The sequence below is a fragment of the Paenibacillus pinisoli genome, from assembly GCF_003605435.1.
Taxonomy (GTDB): Bacteria; Bacillota; Bacilli; order Paenibacillales; family Paenibacillaceae; genus Pristimantibacillus; species Pristimantibacillus pinisoli.
On the sequence record NZ_QXQB01000006.1, the window covers coordinates 209,533 to 229,592 of the forward strand.

Annotated in this window: 15 protein-coding genes; 11 read left to right on the top strand and 4 right to left on the bottom strand. The window is 53.3% G+C overall.

Annotated features, from left to right (window positions below):
* Positions 1–17: 17 nt before the first annotated feature.
* On the bottom strand, positions 18–1,763 hold the full coding sequence (locus D3P09_RS23805; protein ID WP_165867566.1) for a methyl-accepting chemotaxis protein: 1,746 nt from the start codon (positions 1,761–1,763) through the stop codon (positions 18–20).
* Positions 1,764–1,930: 167 nt separating this feature from the next.
* Positions 1,931–4,582: a putative bifunctional diguanylate cyclase/phosphodiesterase gene (locus tag D3P09_RS23810; RefSeq protein WP_120113933.1), complete on the bottom strand. Its 2,652-nt coding sequence runs from the start codon at positions 4,580–4,582 to the stop codon at positions 1,931–1,933.
* A 216-nt stretch (positions 4,583–4,798) separates the two neighbouring features.
* Between D3P09_RS23810 and D3P09_RS23815 the strand changes: the two genes are divergently transcribed.
* From D3P09_RS23815 to bcp, 5 genes are all read left to right on the top strand, one after another.
* Positions 4,799–5,248, top strand: a complete 450-nt coding sequence (locus D3P09_RS23815) for a MarR family winged helix-turn-helix transcriptional regulator (RefSeq protein ID WP_120113934.1) — start codon at positions 4,799–4,801, stop codon at positions 5,246–5,248.
* Between the two features lie 41 nt (positions 5,249–5,289).
* Complete coding sequence (locus tag D3P09_RS23820) at positions 5,290–8,487, top strand: MMPL family transporter (protein ID WP_120113935.1); 3,198 nt, start codon at positions 5,290–5,292, stop codon at positions 8,485–8,487.
* A gap of 145 nt (positions 8,488–8,632) precedes the next feature.
* Positions 8,633–9,697, top strand: a complete 1,065-nt coding sequence (locus D3P09_RS23825) for an asparaginase (protein WP_165867567.1) — start codon at positions 8,633–8,635, stop codon at positions 9,695–9,697.
* The gene (locus D3P09_RS23830; protein ID WP_120113937.1) at positions 9,694–10,383 is read left to right on the top strand and encodes a VOC family protein; all 690 of its coding nucleotides are present in this window, start codon (positions 9,694–9,696) and stop codon (positions 10,381–10,383) included. The genes D3P09_RS23825 and D3P09_RS23830 overlap by 4 nt, the downstream gene beginning before the upstream one ends.
* Before the next feature lie 27 nt (positions 10,384–10,410).
* The gene (gene bcp, locus D3P09_RS23835) at positions 10,411–10,881 is read left to right on the top strand and encodes a thioredoxin-dependent thiol peroxidase (protein ID WP_120113938.1); all 471 of its coding nucleotides are present in this window, start codon (positions 10,411–10,413) and stop codon (positions 10,879–10,881) included.
* Between the two features lie 106 nt (positions 10,882–10,987).
* Here the strand turns inward: bcp and D3P09_RS23840 are convergent, their stop codons facing one another.
* Positions 10,988–12,862: an LTA synthase family protein gene (locus D3P09_RS23840; protein ID WP_424452566.1), complete on the bottom strand. Its 1,875-nt coding sequence runs from the start codon at positions 12,860–12,862 to the stop codon at positions 10,988–10,990.
* A gap of 243 nt (positions 12,863–13,105) precedes the next feature.
* Between D3P09_RS23840 and D3P09_RS23845 the strand changes: the two genes are divergently transcribed.
* Positions 13,106–14,062: a M15 family metallopeptidase gene (locus D3P09_RS23845; protein WP_243644435.1), complete on the top strand. Its 957-nt coding sequence runs from the start codon at positions 13,106–13,108 to the stop codon at positions 14,060–14,062.
* Positions 14,063–14,178: 116 nt separating this feature from the next.
* Here D3P09_RS23845 and D3P09_RS23850 read toward each other — a convergent pair whose 3' ends face one another.
* Positions 14,179–14,334 carry a DUF1540 domain-containing protein gene (locus D3P09_RS23850; protein ID WP_120113939.1) on the bottom strand — a complete coding sequence of 52 codons (156 nt, stop codon included), beginning with the start codon at positions 14,332–14,334 and terminating at the stop codon, positions 14,179–14,181.
* A gap of 99 nt (positions 14,335–14,433) precedes the next feature.
* Between D3P09_RS23850 and cls the strand changes: the two genes are divergently transcribed.
* From cls to D3P09_RS23875, 5 genes are all read left to right on the top strand, one after another.
* Positions 14,434–15,882, top strand: coding sequence for a cardiolipin synthase (gene cls / locus D3P09_RS23855; protein WP_243644446.1), 1,449 nt, complete (start codon positions 14,434–14,436; stop codon positions 15,880–15,882).
* Positions 15,883–16,335: 453 nt separating this feature from the next.
* Positions 16,336–16,728: a Fur family transcriptional regulator gene (locus D3P09_RS23860; protein ID WP_120113940.1), complete on the top strand. Its 393-nt coding sequence runs from the start codon at positions 16,336–16,338 to the stop codon at positions 16,726–16,728.
* Positions 16,707–17,471 carry a winged helix-turn-helix transcriptional regulator gene (locus D3P09_RS23865; protein ID WP_120113941.1) on the top strand — a complete coding sequence of 255 codons (765 nt, stop codon included), beginning with the start codon at positions 16,707–16,709 and terminating at the stop codon, positions 17,469–17,471. Before D3P09_RS23860 ends, D3P09_RS23865 begins: the two co-directional genes overlap by 22 nt.
* Positions 17,472–17,647: 176 nt before the next feature.
* On the top strand, positions 17,648–19,114 hold the full coding sequence (locus tag D3P09_RS23870) for a catalase (RefSeq protein ID WP_120113942.1): 1,467 nt from the start codon (positions 17,648–17,650) through the stop codon (positions 19,112–19,114).
* A 459-nt stretch (positions 19,115–19,573) separates the two neighbouring features.
* A complete protein-coding gene (locus tag D3P09_RS23875; RefSeq protein WP_120113943.1) occupies positions 19,574–20,056 on the top strand; it encodes a CcdC family protein in 483 nt (160 codons plus the stop codon).
* Positions 20,057–20,060: the final 4 nt, after the last annotated feature.

Genomic DNA, 20,060 nt, shown 5'->3' on the forward strand with positions numbered 1-20,060 from the left:
TTAATTGAATCCGGATATTAAGTTTTGAAGCGTCCGACTGCTTGATTGAGGCCTGTTGCCAAGCTGCGGAGCTGCACAGAGCCGCTTGCTACCTCTTGCATGGAAGCCAATTGCTCCTCCGAGGCTGCTGCGACGCGCTGTGCGTTAGACGCTGTAGACTGAGCGATGTAGGACAGCTGATCCAGCGAAGCGGCAATCTCTTCGCTGCCGGCGGACATCTGCTCCGATGCGGCGGATACCTCTTGCACCTGTGCCGATACATGCTTGATCGAGTCAACGATGGAGCGGAAGGATTCGCCCGCCTGTGTCGCCACGGCAGAGCCTTCGCGTGCCGCTACTGCCGAGCGTTCCATGGAGCTTGCGGCTTCTCTCGTACCCATGCCGATCATATTCAGAATCTCGTTGATTTGCTCCGAGGATTCCTTGCTTCTCTCCGCCAGCTTGCGGATCTCGACCGCGACTACAGCGAAGCCTTTGCCATGCTCTCCTGCGCGCGCGGCTTCAATCGAAGCATTCAGCGCCAGCAGGTTGGTCTGATTCGCCACCTCGGCGATAAGGCCTAGAATGCCTTCGATCTTCTCGCTATGATCTCTGAGCTCGCGGAGCGTGACAACGGTTTGCTCCACATTTTGCTCCAGCTCTTTCATCTGGGTTTGCGTCTGTTCCATGACGCTTTCACCTTCGGTAGCCAGATGAGTGGCATCCGCAGCCATCTCCGATACGATAGCCGACGATTCGGCAATGCGGCCGATGCCGACAGCCATCTCGCCCATTGCGCGCTGGCATTCCTGGAAGCTCTGCAGTTGCGATTCCGATCCGGATGCAACCTCTTGGATCGCTTCCGTCACTTCTTCTGTGGCGCGCGAGGTCATCTCGGCGCTCTGCTGCATATTTTCTGCCGAGCCGGCTACCTCTCCCGTACTGTTCCGAATATCGCCTGTCAGCTTGCGCAGGCTGGCGATCATGCTGTTGAACGATTTGGACAGCTGCCCGATTTCGTTGTCGCCCTTTGCATTCACGGATATCGTCAAATCTCCGGCAGCCGCCAGCTCAGACACTTCAGCGACCCGGCGAAGCGGCCGGAGCACGATGCGCACCAGCATCGTAATAATCAGAATGGCGACCGCCGATAAGGCAGCGGCAATAAAGAAGCTTTTCCATACCATGGCGCCCAATTCTTCATCGACTTGTCCGTAGTCGAAGTCAATGCCTAACAAGCCCACAACTTTGCCCGTTGTATCCTCAATTGCTTTTACATATGTAACCCATTGGCCGTATTCATCTTCATAGATTTCTGTCCATGCCGCTCCTTGAGCCGCTGCCTTCTGGAATGCGGTATCGAATCTTTCCGCCATCGCATAAGTTCCGCCTGGACCCAGATCGGTCTGATGCAGCTCCTCATTGCTTTGCAGCATGACGGCTGTGCGCTTGCCGTCCACTTCCTTAATTTCAGGCATATAGATATAGGCGTTCGCCACCCGTTCGTTGCGCACCATGGCATCAAATTTACTTTTTAGAACGCGGAAGCCGTCCGCTTCATGAGTGCCGCTTTGCAGCAATTCATCATGAGCGGCTGCGACTAGATCATATTCGAATTCAAGCTGATAGCCTAATGTTTCGCCCAAATCTGTAATATCGTCCTTATAAGCTGCTTTCTGGGAACTGTAGGATAGCCACTGTGTCGCGCTGATTAGCACGATCAGTATAAGGGCTAATACCAGAGAGCTTGTTACGACCAAACTTCGATCTTTCCATCTGAACATGAATGCCACACCTCTCGATTGTTGTAAAGGCTGGCAAGACAATTGGCTGTCCGTCATGATAGGAATGTATTAGAACAAACCGGTCCCGCCTAATATCCTACACTAGCATGCATTTATTAGAAAAGTTTAGCAGCTAATGTTAGGAAAGTATCAGACTGGACCGGCTTTTAGCTAACGTTTTTCGGTTGGACTAGCAAGGCCTCCAGCTCTGCGGCGGGCAGCGGCCGGCTGAACAGATAACCTTGCAGCTCATCGCATTTGAGCTCCTTGCAGAAGCGCGATTCGCCTTCCGTTTCGACGCCTTCCGCGACCACCTTCATATTCATGCTATGGACAAGCTCGATAATGGCGCGAACGATCGATGACTTCTTGTCATCGCTTGTAATGCCTTGGATAAAGGAGCGGTCAAGCTTCACATCGGAGATCGGCAGACGCTGAAGCTGGTTCAGCGACGAATAGCCCGTGCCGAAATCGTCGATCGAGATCTGTATGCCCAGGTTGCGCAAGTACAGGATGGTATCAATAACCTGATCGATATTGCGCATGAAGACGCCCTCGGTAATTTCCAGGCTGACATAATGCGGTTCGAGACCGGTTGCTTTCAATTCGCTCAGAATCATTTCCTTCAGGTTGCCCTGATAGAAGTGTCGTGCCGATATGTTGACCGAGACGCTGATCTTCTTCAAGCCCGCATCTTGCCAGGCTTTATTCTGGCGGCAAGCTTCACGGAATACCCAGCGGTCAATCTCCAGGATGAAGCCGGATTCCTCCGCAAGCGGAATGAATTTGTCCGGCGGCACCAGGCCGAGCTCCGGATGCTTCCAGCGGATCAATGCCTCGATGCCGCACAGCTCGCCGGATGCCGCGCTAATCTTCGGCTGATAGTGAAGCGAGAATTGATTCTCCTGAAGCGCCTTGTACAAGCCGTTCTCCAATCGCATCTTCTCTGCGATGAGCGGCAGCAGGTTCGGCTTGAAGAAGCGGTAGCAGCCGTCTCCCTCTTCCTTGGCGTTGTACATGGCGATGTCCGCATTGCGGACGATCGTATCCATGTCCTCCCCGTCGCGGGGATAGGCGCTTATGCCGATGCTGACTGTGAGAAAAAGCGGCATTCCGTCGATGATGAACGGCTCGACAAAGCAATCCAGAACCGCTTCCGCATGGCGGGACAGGTCCTCTTCCTGTTGATAGCGAACCACAAAGACGAACTCGTCTCCGCCGAGCCGGAACACGTCGCAGGACTTGCATGCTATCGCCTGGAACCGCTCCCCGGCCAGCTGCAGCAGCTTATCGCCGAAGGCATGGCCCAGCGTGTCGTTGATCTGCTTGAAACGGTTGATGTCCGCGAACAGCACGCCGACCTTCAGCCTGGAGCCGGCGCCGGAATTCATGGCGATCAGCTCTTGGAAGTGGCGGGTGAACTGATGGCGGTTGGGCAGTCCAGTCAGCATGTCATAGTAGGCCAGCTGATGAAGCCGCTCCTCCGATTGCTGCAGAAGCTGAGCCTGCATCTCCAGCCGTTCGTTGTTGCTTTGCGATTCCCGGAACAGATAGAGAAGGCTGCTCGACATATGCTTGATATTCATAATGAGCGAATGAATCTCGACCGTGCTGCTCGCCGGCAGCTCCAGCGCGTTATTATGCTTCAGCTTCAGCGGCAAGTTCGTCGTTACGACCGCGAGCCTCTTCAAGCTGCGGGCGAACGAGCGGTTAATGAGCAGAGAGACAAAGGCTGCCACGAGCCCAAAGCCGATCAAATAGAAGATATGGGTGAAATATTTGCCGAACAGATATTTTTGGTAGTATTCCAGCGGGAATGTAATGATGATTTGTCCCGTTCCGTTGCCGAGCTTGGACTGGAATAGGAATTGTTCATCTTGCCAGGTATAGGGCTTTAAACGGCTAAAGCTATTGTAGTTGGATGAAAAATAGAGATAATCGGTGATCGGCTGGAATGTCTTCTCGCCGAAAGGATCCAGATGCGTGCCGATTAGCCCGTGATGGTTCGATGCGACGACGCGATGCTGATCGTCTGTCAGGCTGAACGTATACGTGTCCGTCGTGTAGCGGTCAATCAGAAATTGCAGCGTGCGAATGGATACACGATCGGAAGGAATCGTATACGGGACCTCCGATGCGCCCCATTCCTTGGTAATCGTCCTGGTAGCTTGCAGCGCGATATCCTCCACGTAATAACTGACTTCCTTAAAGGAATTGATGCTGTTGACCAGCATATTCAGCAAGAAGCTCACGAGTACGATGCCAAGCGACAAATGCAGCAGCAGCTGGTTGATGGACCGGGGCAGCTGCTTAATGCTGGACACGCCGCTCCAGCGGCTGAGAGGCAAGTATTGATGGGCAATTTCGGCGAATAGCGCATTAAACAAGCCATTAATTGCGATGAGGCAGGCAATAAGCTTAATATCGATTCCTGTTCCTGAATAATGTTGATTATAGAAGAAATATACGACCGGCGCGCCGATGAACAGCCAGAAGCAGAGGTCCGTCATGAACAGCCGGCCGCGATAGCGAAGCATCAATAAGCCGACAATGAGGGCCTCCAGCATACCGAGCGCCTGGAACATCGGATGCTCCATAGAAGCGCCTCCGGCAAGGAAAGCGGCACCTGCGGTCAGAAGGCCTCCCCAAATGCCGAACAGCCGGAGGGCGAGGAGAACAAATATGCTCGTAAGTGAAAACGTAATGCCGTATATGAAATGGAACTGGCTCCATTCTCCCGCAACGGCCAGCAAGGCGCAGAGCGTAAGTGAGATGACAACCATCCATTTGCTGCGCGGTTGATGAGTTGAATTGCTCAAGTGCGTCCTCCAGTTGCTGTAAGAAGCGATGTGATGAACGATAGATACGGTGTCTAATGCCGCGTTATTTCCCTAATATTCGACAAAATTTTCTTAAATCCTCCTTTCAAAAAGAAGGACAAAATGATGTGAATTTGCATGCTTATCCCCATCGTGATATAGTTCTACTATCGAATAGTTCAACAATAGAATTAATGAGAGGGAGGAGGGAGAGCAATGGAAAAGGACCTCTGCCTTTTGAAATCATTGATCCACCGCTACGAGGTTGCAAACTTTGTCGTAGAGAGAGGTCTTCATGTCAAAGTAAAGGATTTAATGCCGGAGGAATTGACCGTCGACCAGTTCAAGACGCTGCGATTCCTTAGACATAATGTCAACAGCACGGCATCGGAGCTGGCTCAGTTCTTCTGCGTGGGCAAAAGCTCGATCACCGCGATTATTACCCGATTGTCGGATAAAGGGCTGCTTGATCGCGTGCCGGATGATGGCGACCGCAGAGTCATTCATTTGAAGCTGACGGAGGAGGGAGAGCGCATCAGCAGCTTGCTGGAGGAGCGTGTGCAGAATGTGCTGGCGGATCTTATTGAGCACTTCGACGAGAAGGAGGCTATCGCCTTCATTGAGACCTTCGAAAAGCTGGCTAAGGTCGTAAAGGCTGCCCTGTAGTGCCTAAAGAGATCTACTTGGAGAAGAGAGGAAGATCGTTGATGAGGGTTGTGTTGAAGTTGAAATGGCTGGTCCTTGCCCTGTGGGTGCTTGGAGCAGTGGGCCTTATGCTGAGCGCGCCAGCTATGGAAGAACTGGTCCGCACGAAAGGCCAGATCACCGTGCCGGAAGGATACTCATCTTCGGTAGCCGGACAATTGGAGAAGGCCATCGGGGGAACCGGGGCCGAAGAAGGCGGCGAGCCGGGGATGTCTACGGTGCTTGTCTTCCACCGGGAGGGCGGAATGAGCGACGCAGACCTGAAGGAAGTCGAAGGGGCGCTGGCGAAGCTGGATGCCGAAGGCGAGAAGCTCGGCGTCAGCTCCGTGATGACGCACTTCGATATTCCGGAGCTGAAGGAGCAGATGGTGGCGGAAGATGGCAGCACCATTCTGTCGCTCCTGACCGTCGAAGCGGGCGGCCGGGAGATGAAGGAAGTGCAGGATAGCCTGTACGAGGCGCTCGAAGGCGTATCGGTCGATCATTATTACACCGGCAACTGGATTATTAATGAGGATGTTATTCAGAGCTCGCAAGAGGGCCTGAAGAAGACGGAGTTTATTACAGTCGGATTTATTCTTGTCATTCTATTCCTGGTATTCCGTTCTGCGGCGGCGCCGCTTGTGCCGCTGCTGGCAGTCGGCTTCACTTATCTGGTATCACAGTCGATTGTAGCGTTCCTGGTCAAGTATGCGGACTTCCCGCTGTCGAACTTTACGCAAATTTTCCTTGTGGCCGTCTTGTTCGGTATCGGAACGGATTATTGCATTCTGCTCATCAGCCGTTATAAGGAAGAGCTGGCGCATCGGAGCGACCGTACGGAAGCTATTGTGCATACTTACCGCACAGCAGGCAGAACAGTATTGTTCTCCGGTCTTGCAGTGCTGGTCGGCTTTGCTTCCATTGGCTTGTCGACGTTCGTGCTGTATCGCTCGGCGGTAGCGGTAGCAGTGGGCATTCTGATCCTGCTGCTGGCACTATTCACGCTGGTGCCGGTCTTCCTCGCGCTGCTCGGCAACGCGCTGTTCTGGCCGTCGAAGGGCAAGCTGGAGCATAAGCCAAGCAAGCTGTGGGATGTGGTAGGCCGATTCTCCCTGAAACGTCCGGCATGGGCGCTGCTGATCCTGGCAGTCATCATTGTCCCGTTCCTGACGGCATATAAGGGGACGATATCCTTCAACTCACTGGATGAGATCGGCGAGAGATACGATTCGGTCAAAGGCTTTAATATTATCGCCGAGGGCTTCGGACCGGGCGAGTCGCTGCCGACTGGCGTCATCGTGAAGTCGGACGCTCCGCTCGACACGCCGGAAGGCCTGGCGGCTCTGGAGCAGGCAAGCCGCGAGCTGTCGAAGGTCGAGGGCGTCAAGACCGTCCGAAGCGCTACACGTCCGACAGGCGCTGTGCTGGACGATTTCCTCGTAGCGGACCAAGTGCAGACGCTGGATGAGGGGCTTGGCAAGAGCGGCGAGGGGCTTGGCGAGATCAGCACCGGGCTTGCCGACGCGAGCACCGCACTGAACGAGAATGCGCCTAAGCTGGCGGAGGCGACAGACGGCGCCGCGAAGCTGGTCAGCGGCACGAACGAGCTGAAGTCCGGCGTAGAGGCGCTGTCATCCGGCCTGAAGGCGATTCAGAAAGGGCTTGATGACGGCACGGTTGGAGCGCAGGAGCTGCTGAGCGGCCTTACTGAGGCGCAGGAAAGCGCCGAGAAGCTTGCCGCGGGGGGCGCAGAGCTCTTGAAGGGCTACAATGAATTGGGCGGCGGCCTCGCGCAGCTCAGCGGCGGATACGAAGCGATTGCGGCTGAGCAAGGAAAGCTGGCTGAAGGTCTCGCAGGCGTAACTGCAGGACTCGATAGCCTGCAGGAGAAGCATCCCGAGCTGAAGCAGGATGAAGCTTTCCAGCAGGCGCTGGGCGCATTGTCCGGCATGCAGCAGGGCGCAGCAGCGCTGGGCGCACAGCTGGCAGAGCTGAATAAGAGCCTGGCTGGAGTATCTGCCGGCGTAGCACAGGCCAACAAGGGCTTTGCCGAGGCGTCTGCCGGCCAGTCGGCGCTTGCGGAAGGTTTGTCGCAACTCGCGAAAGGCCTTGGCGAGCTGAAGAATGGCATTAGCCAAGCGGCCGCTGGCCAAGGGCAGATCGTCCAGCAGCTGCCGGGCGTGACGCAAGGTCTTGGCGATCTTGCCAAAGGGCAGGAGGAGCTGAAGTCCGGCTTCGCATCGCTGGGCGATCAGCTCGGCGAGCTGACTAGCGGACTGGATCAGAGCGTCGACGGCTTGACGCAAGTGACGGACGGCCTGTCATCCGCCGGCGGCTACCTGCAAGGCTTGGCGAGCGCGCCGGATAAGACGATAACCGGCTGGCATATTCCGCAGGAAGCGATCGAGGATGAGCAGTTCCAGGCGTCGCTGGATGTCTACATGTCGCCAGACCGCAAGACGGCGAAGCTGGACGTCATCTTCGAAAGCAATCCGTACGCGCAAGATACGATGGCGGAGATCGAAGCCCTGAATGCTGCGGTCAAACGGGCCTTCCAAGGCACGCCGCTATCGGGAGCGGAGGTTGCGATTGGCGGCGTTACGAGTATGAACCATGACCTCAGCACCATCTCGAACAGCGACTATTCCAGAACAGTCATGCTGATGCTTATCGGCATCTCCCTGATCTTGATCGTACTGTTCCGCTCCATTATTATTCCGATTTATATCGTTGCTTCCTTGCTGGTCACGTTCTATACGTCGCTGGCGATGACAGAGGTCATCTTCGTCCGTATGCTTGGATTGTCCGGCATCAGCTGGGCGGTGCCTTTCTTCGGCTTCGTCATGCTGATCGCGCTCGGCGTCGATTACAGCATCTTCTTGATGGACCGCTTCAAGGAGTACAAGAATTTGGATCCGAAGCAGGCCATCCTGGAAGCGATGAAGAACATGGGCGCGGTTATTATGTCCGCGGCTGTCATTCTGGGCGGTACGTTCGCGGCAATGCTGCCTTCCGGCGTCATGTCGCTGCTGCAAATCGCGACAGTCGTCCTATGCGGATTGTTCCTGTACGCGCTCGTCATCCTGCCGCTCTTCATTCCGGTTATGGTGCGCACCTTTGGCGAAGCCAACTGGTGGCCGTTCATGGCCAAGAGCGACCAGCGGGGCAGGGCGTTGAATCAATACGCAACGATTAGCTCTAATAGGGAAGAACATTAATGTGAAAACCCGAGCCTCGGATTGCTGAGGTTCGGGTTTCTTTTTTAGACATTCCCCTTCGCAGGTAGTAAGATGGACGTATTGCGTTGCCCAAAGAGGGCAATCTTGAACAAGGACAGCATGAATGAGTGGAGGGAGGCTGCTTATGAAGCGGCTTTTGGTAATTTTCACGGGAGGCACCATTGGAAGCAAAGCGGAGGGACTGGCGATTAACGTTAGCGACAGCGGCTCTTATACGCTGCTGGAGGAATATCGCAAGCAGCCCTTCTATCGCAGCGATGTACAGCTGGATACGATTCAGCCGCTGAACCTGCTCAGCGAGAATTTGACGCCGCAAGACTGGTCTTCTCTGGCATCGGCTATACGCGAGGTGGACTTACGTCTTTACGAAGGACTGATCGTCACGCATGGCTCCGATACATTAGCCTATACGGCTGCTATGATGAGTTATTTGTTCGCGGATATCAAGGTTCCGCTTGTGCTGACGGCAAGCAACTATCCCATCGCGGATGAGCGCAGCAACGGCTTGCGCAACTTGTCCAGCTCCATTGATTTTATTGTGAACGCGGCGCTGCCCGGCATATTCGTCGTCTATGAAAACAACAAAGGAGAGCCGCTGGTATACCTGGGCACAAGGATTTTCCAGAACGAATCCTTCACGGATCAATTCCTTAGCCCCTATGAGCTTGTCTACGGCAAGATGGCCAGCGACAGAACCTTCCAGCTGGTGGAGGACCGGCGCAATCCCGATCCGGCCAGCCTGACCCCGAGCGCCAGCACATTGGCGTGGGAGCCATCGACGCTTAAGCTGGAGGATGGCGTGTTATACATAAAGCCGTATCCAGGCTTGAACTACGATCTATATGACTTCAGCAAGAAGAAGCCGCGGGTTATCCTGCATGACCTTCATCATTCCGGCACAGCGAATGCGTTGGAATCAGGACCCTACTCGCTGACTGCTTTTATCGAGAAAATCAGGAAGCTTGGCATCGATTGCTACCTATGTCCTATCAAAAACGCTTCCGATGCGTTATACGATTCCTCACATCGCCTGATTGACGCCGGAGCACGGTTCATTGAAAATATATCCATAGAAGCCGCGCTGACCAAGCTGATGCTGGCGTACGGCATGATCGCAGAGGACGCTGCGCGCGATGAGTTCATCCGAAGCGAGTCGATCTACTATGAGAAGCTTGAGGTGCTGTCATGATTATGGACTCGGTAAAGCTGTATACGGCTATGCTTCCCGAGAAGCTGCTGCCATTTTATCGTGAGGTGCTGGGCTTGCCGGTTATAGAGTCTGCGGAGGACCGTTTTACGGTTCAGGCCGGTTATTCCAGCCTGACCTTTGTGTATCAAGACAGCGAGGAAGAGGCCCCTTATTACCACTTTGCAATCAATATTCCGGAGAACAAGCTGGATGAGGCAAAGCGCTGGATAGAGTCCAAAGTAGAGCTGGGTACCGAGAACGGGACGGATATTTCTTATAGCGAGCTATGGGACTCCCATTCGGTGTACTTCTTTGATCCGGCGGGCAATATCTTGGAGCTGATCGCGCGGCATACGATGGACAATGCGGTGGACCGTCCGTTTGACCCGAAGCGGGATTTGCTCGGAATCAGCGAGATGGGACTGCCTACGAAGGATGTTCCGCGTGCTGTAGATGAGCTGGAGGCGCTTGGCATCCCTACCTACAAAAGGCGGGATCCTGTCTTTAATCCAGTCGGCAACGAGGAAGGCATCTTCATTGTCGTGAGTCCGGGGCGCAGGTGGCACTTCACGGATCTGACGGCTGATTGCTTCCCATTCCAGGCGAATGTGAAGGGGATCGGTCTGCTGTCGCTGGAGGAAGGCGAGTCGGGACTTATCATTCGCAAAGAATCGGCAACGAAGTAAATAACGATTAAGAGGAGGAGAAGAATAATGAGCATTGGGACAGTTAAGGTAGGCGAGAAAGTGCCGGATTTCACCCTGCACGCCTCGAATGGCAAGGATGTGTCGCTCAGCGATTACAAGGGGAAGAAGCTGGTCATCTACTTCTATCCGAAGGATATGACACCGGGATGTACGGCGGAGTCCTGCGACTTCCGTGATTTCAATGGCGAATTTGCGGCGAATAATGCGGAAGTGGTCGGCATAAGTCCAGACGACCTGGCATCTCACGAGCAGTTCGTTAGTGAGTACAAGCTGCCGTTCCTACTTCTGTCGGATACGGAGCAGAAGGTGTCGGAGCTGTTCGGCGTATGGAAGGAGCTAAGCTGGGGCGGCAAAACGTTCCTTGGCGTGGAACGCTCGACCTTCGTCATTGACGAAGAGGGCACCCTGGTGCGCGAATGGCGCAGCGTCAGCGTAGACGGCCATGCGGCTGAGGTGCTAGAAGCAGTCAAGGCTTGAGTCCGAAGCGGACTTAATCGGGCTTCAGAGCAACCAGTTTCAATACGGAGTAATCAAAAAAGGTCCTCCTCTCAAGCTTAGTGCAGCTTGAGGGGAGGACCTATACTCATTTCTGTTCTTTTTTCCAATTCGGCAAATGGTTCACGTAGCTGTCGGACAAATTCAGCAGCTCGAGCGCACGCTCGAATTCATCTTCGGTCGCTTTGTTCTCATCGTTGTTGCCGTCGCCGGCGAGCGGGTAATGCTTGCCGTCCTCGAAGCCGCTGCCCGACATGAACAGCTCTTGGCTGCTCAAGAACGAGCCGCTTGGCAGGTAGTAGCGCTGTGGCAGGATGTTATAAGTCTGGTTGAACAAATCCTGGCCAAAATGAACCTGATCGTCCAAAGACATGCCTAGCAAATTCGCAACAGTCGGAAGCACATCGACTTGGCCGCCGAGCTGCTCGTATTCGGCCGGCTGTGCCGTTTTGTCTGGATTCACGATCACGAGCGGAATGTTGATCATGTCGGTGTACGTGTATTCACGCGAATAAATCTCCGCCATCAAATCCTTCTCATGGCGATCCAGAGAATAGATTGGGAGTCCCAGATGGTCGCCGTACAGGACGATCAAGCTGTTGTCCCAGATGCCACGTGCCTTCAGATCCTCGATAAATTTGCCGAGCGCATGGTCGGCATAGTTCTGCGAGACGATATAGTCGCCGACAAGCGTGTTGTCGAAGCGTTCCGGCAGCTTGATGAGTCTCTTGTTATCCGGAATGGTGTACGGATGGTGAGCCGTCATGGAGATAACCTGGGCGTAGAACGGATTGTCGTTCTTGTCCATGCGCTCCAATTCGTCGATTGTCTTCTTGTATAGCATCTCGTCGGAAGCGCCGAAGAATACGGTGTCTTCCGTTCCGAAAAACTCTGCATCGTAATAGCGATCGAAGCCGATTGCCTTATACAGCTCGCCGCGGTTCCAGAATTCCACGACATTCGTATGGAATGTCGCCGTATCATAGCCGTGGCTCTTCAGCAGCTTCGGCAAGCTAGGCAGCTCTTTGCCGGCATACATCTGAGTTGCCGCTCCGCGAGGAGGGATGTACAGCGATGTATTCACGACGAACTCTGCATCGGACGTATTGCCTTGTCCCACCTGTTGGTAGAAGTGCTTGAAATAGCTGTTCTCTTTCACCAGCTTGTTCAGGTTCGGCATGATTTCCTGGCCTTCGATGCTAAGACCTACCAAGAAGTTCTGCATGGACTCCATCTGCAGGACAATCAGATTCTTGCCGCTTGCTGTCCCTTGCAAGACAGGTACTGCAGAAGGTTCAGTCTTCTTGACGGTGTTGATTTTCTCTTGCGAGATTTGGTCTGGATCGACATAGTCGATTTCTTTATTGGAGAAGATGGTATATGCTTCGTAGCTGAGAATGCCCATTTGCTCTGCTTTGACAATTTCGTTCATGCTGGCGCGGTTCGGCAGCACGTTGAACAGGCAGATCGCCAGCGACACGGTCAGCAAGCCGACAACGAGCCTAGTGTTCATTTTGCGCTTGAACGAGTTTTTCCACTCTACCGCCTTGTTTTTGCGGAACATCAGGAACATCAGGATCACGACATCCGTGTAGATAAATAGGAAGTAAGGATCCATAAGCGAAAATACGCTGTTTTTGACCGCGGTCACCTGGTTGACCTGAGCAAGTGCGAAATAGGTGACAATTACACCGTAATACTTGTAATACATGATTACTGCAAATAGAATAGATGTCATGGTCAGGTTCGCTATGAGATAATAGAGCAGCTTCCTCTTGCTGGCGAACCATTCAATGAGGCAGTACACGATGAGCACGAACGGAATTTCCTTCAGCAGGGTCGTCCAAGACGGGCCGCCCTCGAAAATAACCATCCAAGCCAAGTAGCTTTTCAGAAGCATAATGAGCGAGAAAAACAAAATGGGACGAGTGCTCAATAGCCGCTTTGATGATAAGTTTGACACTTTGACCCTTCCTTTCACAGCAAAAACCGGCCTTCTCCCCGAGCAGCCGTTACGCGCTTTTTTCTATAATTATAATCGTATTGTAAATCCACTATCATTATGCTCCTTCTAGGAGCCAATTGTCAAAAGGCAAAAGGGCCCTTAGCAGGAATGTCGAAAATTAACAAACGTTAGTCGCATCATCCTGATGCCGGCGGACGTCAATAGATAGGATATGCCATGTTACGAACAGGAGGAACTAGAATGGGCAGAGGTAAGTTTATGATGCTGGTTGCGCTGGCGGTCGTTGTTGTGCTGGGCGCTTATGCCGTACTAGAGAAGAAGGAATCGGTCACAGAGACGCCGCCGAAGCTGGCCGAGGGAGCGGATAACGGCTCCGGCGAGAGCGAAGGCGAGGTATCCGGTCAGATACCGCAAGAACCGGGCGGCGAGGCGTCCGAGACTCCTGCGACAGAGGGGCCGAGCGGCGGGGAAGCGACGACGCCTCCTGCAACGGACAAGCCTTCCGGCGGGGAAGCGTCAACGCCTCCAGCCACGACTAAGCCTGGCTCTGCCAGCGGCGGACAAGCCGGTATCTCCAAAGGCGAAGACGGAGCCATTGCGGTAATCGGCAAGCCGGAGAGCATAGCCGCGCTAGTCAATCCCTTCAATATGCTTCCTGACGATTACGTGCCAAGCGATTTGGTCTATCCCGATGTCCGTTTTATTTTCAATGAAAAAATCGAGAAGCGGATGATGCGCAAAGAAGCGGCCGAGGCGCTTGAGAATCTGTTCGCGGGCGCTGAGAAGGATAACATCTATCTGGCCGGCGTATCGGCGTACAGATCGCACAAGACGCAGAAAGCATTGTTCGACCGCTATGTGAAGCGTGATGGCTATGAGAAAGCAAGAACATACAGCGCATTACCCGGAACTAGCGAGCATGAAACAGGGCTGGCCGTAGACGTGACCAGCAGCGACGGCAAGTGTGCAGCAGCGGATTGTTTTGGCGATACGAAGGAAGCGGACTGGTTGAAAAAATATGCGGCGGATTACGGGTTCATTATTCGCTACCCGGAAGGGAAGCAGAATATAACGGGCTATCAATATGAACCTTGGCATTTGCGTTATGTAGGATCGGATCTGGCGGGCGAGATTGCGGCGAACGGGTCGACGCTGGAGGAATATTACGACGCTGTTCCGGTAAGCGGAAAGCAGTAAAGAATGATAAGATGAAGGCAGACGCACAATAGAAAAACGGTGGCGCAGCATTGCGGTAAGCGGCAAGTCCCATTGCATGAATGCTTGTCCGGAGGCTGCGCCTGTGAGGCGGTTCTTTAAATTTTGGATTCAAATGTTTTGCAGTCGGTTTCCTCGGAGTGGCTGGCCTGCTTGCCGCGGTTGCTGACCACATAGATTCTGCTCGCAGCGCAATTGTTCCCTGCCGCCCAAAACTTGCATGAGTTCACTTCACATAATACGTCCTTTGCCATCTTCCATTCACCTCCTATGAATAGGATGGTCAAGGGAAAGCCTCTTTTATACTTAGTACAAATCGGATTTGTGGCGACACGGAGGTGCCGAGCGTGCATATTACCATGCTCCAAAATATTTCTTTGATCATTATGCTGCTCAACATTTTTCTGGCGATTACCGTCATATTCCTGGAGCGGCGCAATGCCAGCTCGACTTGGGCTTGGCTGATGGTTTTGTTCTTTATTCCGGTGCTTGGATTTATTATGTATCTGGTGCTGGGTCAGAAGGTGCGGAAGCGGCAGCTGAACAAGCTGCTCGGGGATAATCAGCGAATATTAGAGGATACGCTGGAGAAGCAAAGACAAGACTTGCTGGAGCATCGGCTGCTTCCGGAATCCAGCGATCTGTCGGACTATCAGGACATGATCTACATGAACCTGATTACGAGCTATGCCCTGTATACGAGCAATAATTCTATTGAGATCTTTACCGAGGGCAATCAGAAGTTCGACGCGCTGATCGCGGATATAGAGGCGGCTCAGCATCATATTCACCTGGTGTATTATATTGTTCGCGATGATGCGCTGGGAAGGAAACTGGTCGGGGCGCTGACGAAGAAGGCGGCGCAGGGCGTCGAGGTCCGGTTCCTGTACGACCATATCGGCAGCTCGAACTTGCCGAGAAAGTTTTTTCAGGAGCTTCGCGAGGCAGGCGGGATGGAAGCGGCGTTCTTCCCTTCGCGCATACCGTACTTGAATTTGAAGATCAACTACCGCAATCATCGGAAGCTTGCTATTATTGACGGCCAGGTCGGTTACATAGGCGGGTTCAACATCGGCGACGAGTATTTGGGCCTGAACAAGCATTTTGGAGAATGGCGGGATACGCATCTGAAGGTGAAGGGCGGCGCTGTCTTGCAGATGCAAGCGCAGTTTCTGATGGACTGGAACCTCGCATCCTCCGGGCGCATCAATCTGAGCGAATCGTATTTCCCCGTTGTTCCTTTTGTGGGCAGCAAGATCGGCATGCAGCTGGTCGCGAGCGGACCGGATACGGAGTATCAGGAGATCAAGAATGCGTACATTAAGATGATCTATTCTGCCAAAGATACCATCAGGCTGCAGACGCCTTACTTTGTACCGGATGAAAGTTTGATGACGGCTTTGCGTATCGCGGCGCTGTCCGGGGTCAAGGTATGCATTATGCTCCCGAGCAAGCCTGATCACTTCTTCGTTTATTGGGCAACGCATTCTTATCTGGGTGAGCTGCTGAAAAGCGGGGTGCAGGTCTATCTGTACGAGAAGGGCTTCCTTCATGCCAAGACGCTGGTGGTGGACGGCAAGACCGCATCCGTCGGAACGGCCAATCTGGATATACGCAGCTTTAAGCTTAACTTCGAAATGAATGCGTTCATCTATGATGAAGAGACGGCTGCGCGGCTAATCGATATCTTCGAGGAGGATGTGCTGCATTCCCGAATGCTGACTCAGGAGGATTACGACCAGCGGCCGCTATTCAATCGGTTCAGGGAGTCGATCTCCCGTTTGCTAAGTCCGATCCTATAATCCGGGTACATAAAAAGGGATTTCGCTTATCGATGATAACCGAAATCCCTTTACGTTTCTGAAAACCAGCTATTCAATTTCTTCAAACGCTCCATTCTACTGCTTGCACAGCCACTTGAATTAGGGTGTTGCAGGTTTGCTCATGTATTAACCGCTTCCGTACTATCCACTTCCAACCTATCCAACTGCACTGAGTTCCCGCATGCTCCTGATACGGCTGGCTCCTTCCCGCGTTAGTGGAACACGCTTCGCTAACCTACTTCAATGGACTATCCCCTCTCGTTTGTTATGACTCTATTATAGCCTATTATTTTAATTTTGTAAATATTCAGACAACTCATAGATGTGTCAAAATCGTTACGTTGGCGTTAAGAAATGGGGACGGTTGACGGTGCCCGGATATGAATTTATACTTAGTCTAAAATCATATTACGAAGGCGGCATGAAGAAGTCATGAACAAAATAAACTTAACTATACAGAGGAAAGCCGTGTACGAGGTTGTACAGCAGGCGTTCGACCACCCGACAGCGGCAGATGTGATTGAGAGATTGCGCAGCAACGGCCATAACTTTGCTTATGGCACAGTCTATAATTCTCTTCGCTACTTGACGGATGTCGGACTCATTCGTGAGCTGAAGCTAGGGGAGGCGGTAAGCCGCTACGATGCCAGAATGGAAGATCATCAGCATATTATGTGCGTGAAGTGCGGGCGAGTGGACGAGGTATTGGCCGACGTGCCTGCAGAATGGATGGCAAGCGTGGCGAAGGAAACCGGATACCGCATTGAGCATGCCCATGTCGTTCTCGAGGGGGTGTGCGGGACGTGCGCGAGCAAAACTTCATGACGGACCCGTCTTCGCAGACGGGCATGCTCTGTTCCTTGACGCAGAGGGTAATGATTATCAGTCCGCTGCCCGACCGGGTGCGCAGTCTGCTGGTAGCTCTGTCGGCTGAATGCTTTGATGTATTCTCTTTGCATGAATTCAATAAGGGCATGCTGCCAGCGCTGCAGCCGGAGCTGCTTGTATACGATGCCTTGCCGCTGCCGCTGCCGTCTGAAGGCCATACGCTGGAAGGGGGCGCTGAGCTGCTGGCTGATGCGAGGGACTATCATGTTCCGGTGCTTGTGCTGCTGGACGCTCCTTCTTTCGAAGAGCATAAGGACGAGGAGTTCCCTGGCGCTGAGCTGCTGAAGTGGCCGGCCCTGCCCGAGGAGGCGCTAAGCCGCATCCATAGCATGCTGGAGAATCGCCCAGCTCAAGCAGGCAGCTTGGAAGACATACGCGTCTTCAAGGATATTCGCGTCGATCTGCGCAAGATGAAGGTGGAGCGGTCAGGCGTGCGAGTCGAGCTGACGAAGACGGAATACGACTTGCTGCTGTATTTTATCCATTCCGACGGGTCTGTGCTGACGAGAGAGATGCTGCTGGATGACGTCTGGGGCTCGCAGTTCTACGGCGGCAGCAATGTGGTCGATGTGCACATCAAGACGCTGCGCAAGAAGCTGAAGGACAGCGCTGTATCGCCCCGTTATATCGTGACGGTCCGCGGAGCGGGCTACAGGCTTGCGGATGACGGCTTGCATTAACCGGTTTATTTGCTTGGCGTTAGCGCACCGATGAACTTTCAACTCCGTTCTTAAATGCGTTCATCTAATGTTCATGCACCGTTCATCATGATTTCATGACAACCGGACACCGTGAAGTTACAATTAGTTTAAAGATTTAGATCAAGTCTAAATATATAACTGATGAGGTGGATATAATGGACAATCGATTGACGACCAATCAAGGCGCGCCTGTAGGCGATAATCAAAACTCCAGAACGGCAGGGCAGCGCGGCCCTACTTTGCTAGAAGACTATCATTTGCTAGAGAAGATTGCGCATTTCGATCGTGAGCGCATTCCGGAGCGTGTCGTGCATGCGCGCGGGGCTGGAGCCCACGGCGTATTCCGGCTGGAGAACAGCATGGAGGAGCATACGAAGGCACATTTCCTGGGTGCCGCGGGTACTGAGACTCCGGTATTCGTGCGATTCTCAACGGTTATCCATGGCACCGGCTCTCCCGAGACGGCTCGCGATCCGCGCGGCTTTGCCGTGAAGTTCTATACACAGGAAGGCAACTACGATCTGGTGGGGAACCATCTCCCGGTCTTTTTTATCCGCGATGCCCTCAAGTTCCCTGATATGGTGCACTCCCTGAAGCCTGCTCCGAACACGAACATTCAGGAGCCGGCGCGCTATTGGGACTTTATGACGCTGTCACCCGAATCAACACATATGCTGACCTGGCTGTTCTCCGATGATGGAACGCCTGCGTCCTATCGCGAGATGGACGGCTTTGGCGTACATGCGTACAAGTGGATTAACGCGGCAGGCAAGCAAACGTATGTCAAGTACACATGGAAGTCGCTGCAAGGCGTGCGCAACTTTACCGCGAAGGAAGCTGCGGAGACGCAGGCAAAAGATTTTAACCACGCTACCCGTGATTTGTATGAGGCAATCGAGCTTGGCAATTACCCGGAGTGGGAGTTGCATGTGCAGTTGATGCCGGTCGAGCATGTCGATCGTTATGCATTTGACCCGCTAGATCCGACCAAGATCTGGCCGGAGGATATGTATCCGCTTCGCAAGGTAGGCACGATGACGCTGAACCGCAATCCGCTCAATTATTTTTCGGAAGTGGAGCAGTCGGCATTCGCCCCTAGCGTATTGGTGCCGGGCATCGAGCCATCGGAGGATAAGCTGCTGCAGGGCAGACTGTTCTCGTATCCGGATACGCAGCGTTACCGGCTTGGAGCCAACTACTTGAACATCCCGGTCAATTGCCCATATGCGCCTGTGCGCAATTATCAGCGCGACGGAGCGATGACGATGAAAGCTGATCCTTCGCCGGTCAATTACGAGCCGAACAGCGATTCCGGCAGTCCGAAGGAGGACGCAGCATATCAGGATTCGTCCATTCCGCTTCAAGGGAACGCAGGTCGTCAGAGAATCGACAAGACGGACGATTTCACACAGGCGGGCGAGCGCTACCGCAGTTTGCCGGAGGAGCAGCAGCGCAATCTCGTATCCAACCTGGTCAACGATTTGAAGGCGACGAACGACGAAATTCGCTTGCGCGCAATCTGCAACTTCTTCCGCGCCGACCGGACGCTCGGAACGAAGCTTTCCGAAGAGCTTGATGTGGATATCAGCAAGTTCATCCCTCAGGGGCATGTCCAAGCGTAAGTTGCAAGCTATTCATATATAAGTTTATTGGCAGCGGTTTTTGTGCGGCACCTCGCACAGAAGCCGCTGCTTTTGCGTTTGAGTATGTGTGCCTGATTTAAGCCATTGCAGTACGATTGCCGAGGATACACGTATCTCGCTTAGAAGCGGAATGTTCGTAACAAATTAGAGGTTGTCTAGGTGAGTGTGAGGGGAATGTACACAACGTATTTGATTACGAGCATGGCTGAGGTTAAACTAATAATTAGGTAAATTTGTCGGAATAAGTAGGCTGTGTGGGAGAGCGGAGCTGCAAGCCGAGAAAGTCGGCTTAGGGAGCCGCCCGCGCGTGAAAGTAGAGCAGAAATCTGAGAAAATCGGCTAAGAGAGTCGCCACGCCCGCGCGCAGAAGCTGTAAGCTGTAAAACACGGCTTAGAGGGGCGAGATGTAAGTCATAGAAGCAATGGAGGTTGCAGAGGATGCTGTGGTCCAATCCAATCGTACAGACGGGTGCGATCGTGTTTTCGGTGCTGGCAGGGCTGAGTCTGATTATTATACGCATACGCGCGGGCAAACGGCCGACGACGCTGAAGAAAATCGTCATTCCGCCGCTCGGCATGGCTACGGGCTTCATTATGTTTGCCGTTCCCGTCACCCATATTCCGTGGTTATGGGGACTCTCGGCTTTCGGGACGGGGCTGCTTATATTCTCATTCCCGCTTATCGTCACTACCAGCATGGAGAAGGTGAATTCCGATATCTTCGTGCGCCGATCAAAAGCGTTCATTGCCATTATGCTTGTGCTGTTTCTGCTGCGGCTATCGCTCCATAGCGTGGTGGAGCAGTATATGACAATCCCGCAGACGGGTGCGATCTTCTATCTGCTCGCGTTCGGCATGATTGTGCCATGGCGGCTTGCCATGGTGGGCGATTATTTGCGCCTGAGAAAATTAGAGGCTTAGGCCA